This window comes from Porcipelethomonas sp. (genome assembly GCF_051893655.1).
Classification (GTDB): domain Bacteria; phylum Bacillota; class Clostridia; order Oscillospirales; family Ruminococcaceae; genus Porcipelethomonas.
On record NZ_JBJFHN010000015.1, the window covers coordinates 1 to 4,817 of the forward strand.

The 4,817-nt window shown below is 32.9% G+C and carries 4 protein-coding genes and 1 tRNA gene; 3 read left to right on the forward strand and 2 right to left on the reverse strand.

Annotated elements, in window-relative coordinates; translation table 11 throughout:
* The coding region (locus ACI4WO_RS00570) for a hypothetical protein (RefSeq protein WP_439805611.1) at positions 1-1,068 on the forward strand (1,068 nt) is incomplete at its 5' end.
* Here the strand turns inward: ACI4WO_RS00570 and ACI4WO_RS00575 are convergent.
* Positions 1,029-2,288: a bifunctional folylpolyglutamate synthase/dihydrofolate synthase gene (locus ACI4WO_RS00575; RefSeq protein WP_439805612.1), complete on the reverse strand. Its 1,260-nt coding sequence runs from the start codon at positions 2,286-2,288 to the stop codon at positions 1,029-1,031. The genes ACI4WO_RS00570 and ACI4WO_RS00575 overlap by 40 nt on opposite strands.
* A 186-nt stretch (positions 2,289-2,474) precedes the next feature.
* Here ACI4WO_RS00575 and ACI4WO_RS00580 point away from each other — a divergent pair, with 186 nt between their 5' ends.
* Positions 2,475-3,017: a stage V sporulation T C-terminal domain-containing protein gene (locus ACI4WO_RS00580; RefSeq protein WP_439805613.1), complete on the forward strand. Its 543-nt coding sequence runs from the start codon at positions 2,475-2,477 to the stop codon at positions 3,015-3,017.
* Positions 3,018-3,133: 116 nt separating this feature from the next.
* On the opposite strand, the gene ACI4WO_RS00585 is transcribed toward ACI4WO_RS00580, so the two are convergent.
* Entirely contained in the window at positions 3,134-4,249 is a 1,116-nt protein-coding gene (locus ACI4WO_RS00585; protein ID WP_439805614.1) for a hypothetical protein, read from the reverse strand.
* Between the two features lie 196 nt (positions 4,250-4,445).
* Here ACI4WO_RS00585 and ACI4WO_RS00590 point away from each other — a divergent pair.
* Positions 4,446-4,521: transfer RNA gene (locus ACI4WO_RS00590), tRNA-Thr, on the forward strand.
* Positions 4,522-4,817 lie beyond the last annotated feature (296 nt).

Sequence of the window (4,817 nt, forward strand, 5' to 3'; positions counted from 1 at the left end):
ATTTTTGTATCCTTTACCAGTGTTTTTTTAATTTTGATTATTAATTCCATTACACTTTCAGTTTTCAGTAAAATTACCAGTGAAGATATTGAAGTTCTTGTAACATCAAATGAAATTTTCAGAGTTTTAATTTTATTTGTAACTAAATTTTTATATTTTATTTTTACAAAGGCAATTATTAAAATTGTCAAAAAAGATGATGGCGGACTTTCAAAGGAGGAATGGATATATATATTGTGTATTTTTGTCATAACAGTTATAATAGGCAATATTATGTTTGAATATGTTATAAGACATTCAGAAGTAAACAGTATGTTTTTAAATTTTATTTTTCTTGCCTTGATTGTGACAGATATATTTTCATATATTTTTCTGCGAAAAATTAATAAAAGTTATCGTAAAAAAATTATTGATTATGAGGATGAAGATATTTTATCTTCCAAAAATATTATTGATGAAATTGAAATACAAATGGATTATGTAAATGATATAAAAAAAATGACAAATGAACATCTGAAGACTGTAAATTATCTTGTAAAAAATAAATTTTACAACGAGGCTGAACAGTATATTGACAGGGTTTGCAACAATGATATAACTATTCCGGTTAAGTCGATTCATACGGATAGTAAGCTGATAAATTTAGTAGTAAATACTAAATTATATATATTCTATAAAAATAATATAAGCATAAATTTTAATCTTACAGGTTCAATAGATGTTTTTCCTGAAAAAGATATCTGTACGATTCTGGCATTTGTTTTTGATGAAATAACAAAATTTTGTGATTCCTGTTCAGAACCAGTAACTGTTGATTTGCATATTTCAGATAATAACGGATATTTAAGTATCATAGTGACATTAAAAAGCAATAATATTATTTTTGATGAAATAAATAAATATATGGAAAATATAACTGCTGAAAATATAAAAAATCTTATAAAAAAATATAGTGGTGCTATGACATATGACAGCAAGCCAGATTATTTGACAGTTAATCTGTGGCTGAGTATTGATAAAGCAATGAGTTATCCAAGACAATCTCTTTTGACATCAGATGAGAGGTAGAGTGATCCGCAGACTACAAGCACTTCTGAATGTCTGCCGGCATATTCAAGTGCTTTTGTGTATGCTGTTTTGTAGTCGTAATATTCTGCCGGACAGCCATTTTGCTTAAATAATCCGGCGAGATATTCAGCAGAAATATTGTTTTCAATAAAACCGTCAGCACAGAATACATGATCGAATATTTTTGAAAACCGGCTTACGGCGTATTCGTGTGACTTACCTTCAACCATTCCGACCATTCCGGTAAATGTCTTTTTACCGGAAAGCTTAAGTGCATTTACAAGTGAATCAATTCCCGCAATATTATGTCCGCCGTCAATGATAATCATTGGATTTCCGTCAAAAACCTCTATTCTGGAGCCGACAGATGTTTCAGCAAGGGACTTTTGAATGTTTTCGGGTGTTATAAAGAATCTGGATTCTTCAAGAACGTGCAGTATTTCAATTGCTGTTACAGCATTGGTAACCTGATGTTTTCCGCACATTTTCAGATGATAGCAATTGTTTTTGTATATGAAATCTGTACCTGTAAGTTCCATGTTAACAATATTAACTTTATGACTGTCCGGAATAATTAATTTGCTTTGAGTATCAGCAGCTTTTTCGGCAAATATTTTTATTACCGATTCTTTATTGTCATAGGAGACAATTACAGGACTGTTTTTCTTTATGATACCAGATTTTTGAACGGCAATTTTTTCAACAGTATCTCCCAGCAGCTTTACATGGTCAAGGGAAACAGAAGTTATGACAGATGTCAGGGGAGGATTAATTATATTTGTAGCATCCAGTTCTCCGCCGATACCAGTTTCAAGAAAAATTATATCGCATTTTTCTTCAAGAAAATAGATTAAAGCTATAGCAAAGGTTATTTCAAATTGTGAAAAAGGGGAGTTGTCTACAGAATCTTTTACATAACTGCATATTTGTGCTACTTTGCTTTCAGGTATATTGCAGCCGTTAATTCTTATACGGTCACAATAGCTTAAAATATAGGGTGATGTGAACTGTCCGGTTTTGTATCCGGACTTTATCAGTGCATTTGAGCAGTATTCTAAAACAGAACCTTTGCCGTTTGTGCCTGCAATATGAACAAATTTCAATTTGTTTTGAGGATTACCCAGCAGATCAAGAAGTTTTTTTATTCTGGACAAATCAGTTATTCTGGCACCAGTATGACTGAAGCTGTTTATGTAATCCATAGCATCTTTAAAATTCATAATATTCTCCATTCTGCCGATTCCAAACGCCGGCATAGTTTTTGTTAGTAATAACCTGGTTGATTTTAATCAGCCTGGATCAAAAAATGGTATTAAAAAAGTTTAATAAAGCAAAAATAATTGCATAATCTCCATTAAAATACAAATACTAGCAGTACTGAAATAAAAATTAAGGAGATTTTAAATATGAAAGCAACTGGTATAGTTAGACGTATTGATGATTTGGGACGTGTAGTTATTCCCAAGGAAATAAGACGAACAATGAGAATTCGTGAAGGAGATCCTCTTGAAATATATACAAGCAACGATGGTGAGGTTATTTTTAAAAAATATTCAGCAATCAGTGAAATGAGTGAGAATGCATCTCAGGTTGCTGATATTATGAGCAAACTTGCTGCCTGTCCGGTTGTGATTTTTGACAGGGATCATGTTGTTGCTGTTTCAGGAGCTTCTAAAAAGGAATTCAATGAGCGCAGAGTATCTCCCGAACTGGAAGATCTGATGGAAATGAGAAAAAACTATTTCTGTGACAGTACAGGCAGCAGAAAAATCATACCTGCCGAGGGTGTCGATAAATTCGCAATGGCTTGTATGCCTATTATAAGTTCTGGCGATGTAACGGGAGCTGTGGCATTTCTTGAATCAGAAAAATCAGCTATAGTTTCTGAATTGCAAAAAAGTCTTATAAGTGCGGCATCGCAATTTCTTGGAAAACAAGTTGAGGGATAAACTTTTAAGTCACTGTAAAGCTGAGTCTTACAGTGACTTTTTATATGAAAGTTTCTGGTAAAAATACTGCCGTCTGCAGATTCATGCAAACGGCAGTATACTATTTTAAAGAACTGTCAAAGCTTTTTCTTTTCTTCTTCCAGTGCCTTTATCAGATCATCTATTGAATGAATATTATCCTGCTTTTTAGAAGCATTATTTTTAACTGGTTTATTTTCCTGAGGATTTTGCTGAACCGACGTCTGATTTATCGGCTTGATTTCAGCCGTATTTTCCTTAGCAGGCAGTTTGAATGATGTTGTTTTTGAAAGATCCTGTTCTGTTGCAGGTTCTTCACTATTGTCTGCGTTATCCTGTTTATTGAGAGCCGCTTTTATAGCAGCCATTTTCTGACTTTTATCAGTTGACTGAGGAGCCAGAGATGGCTTTCTTGTAACAGGTGCAGGTGGCTTTTCGTCCACTGCCGCACGGAATTTTTCAACAGCGTTTTCGGTTTTTAGCTTTTGTTCAATATTTTTCTTGGCAGCTGGTTTTTTTGCAAAGTTTTCATATATTGAAGATTTTTTCTGTTCAAATGTCATATCAGGTTTAACACCAATTGACGGATCAAAAAGAGGATTTCCGATTTCAGCTGATTCACTGCTTTCCTCGTCATCATCCGGTAATGACGGGTCATCAAACATAGACGCTTCTTCTTCGTTATTGATACGACGAACAGAGAATATTTTTAGTATAAGCATAGCCAGAAGTATAAAACATGGCAGAATCATCCCCACAAGAATACCAGTTATACTTTTCAGGAAAGTAATTACTTTTCCTAAGTTATGACTTTCTGTAGTACATTTTGCAATAACGTTTTCCTTGTTGACATCAATTATTTCGTCAGGCTTATTATCAGCAGCAACACGATAAACTGTGCTGTCAGTACTATGAACAACTTCAACAATTCTCATTACATTTTCATAATCCTTATCCTGTTTGAACAGGATAACATTGCCCTCTATGAGTACTGCTATTTTATCTTTATCAGCAATTACAGCAGAGCCTTTTTGAATTTCAGGCGTCATATCCGAATTATCTACAACATAAATATTCTTTCCGAAAATTTGTCCTGAAACAGTATTTGAACTGAATATATAATTCACACCTGCTGTACATATTATAACTGCAATCAGTATAATTGTCAGAAATAGTATAAAAATTGAAAACCCTAATCTTTTGCCCTTTCTCATTTCATTTGTTCCTCCAAAAACTTATATTAATCTCATTATATCATAATTTTTATAAAATTACAACGACCTTTTTATATTTTTCACAGATTTTTTATTTTTTTGAAATTTACATAAATTTTTCTCTTGACATATTTTAAATTTGTGGTAAAATATATATAGTATTATTTTTTGCTTGTTGAAAATAATCTGAGTGTATGCTTGTGTAGCACAGTTGGTAGTGCAGCTCATTCGTAATGAGCAGGTCGCAGGTTCGAGTCCCGTCACAAGCTCCAGAATAAATTACATAAATACGCCGTTTATAGTCACTTGTAAACGGTGTATTTTTTAATTTGTTAGTAACATGTTAGTAACCAATTATTTCATCATCACTCTTTACAATTTCACCAAATATATGCAATCATAATTCCATCAGCGAAAGCAGAAATAAAAATCGTTTTTTTCTACACATTAAAGCTCGGCAATGTTTGTAGACGAAATAATAAAAAAGACCGCCAGGAGAATCCTGACGGTCTGCAGACTGTAGAAAAACCCCATATTCGATGCCGAATATGGGGTAAAATTTTAAGCG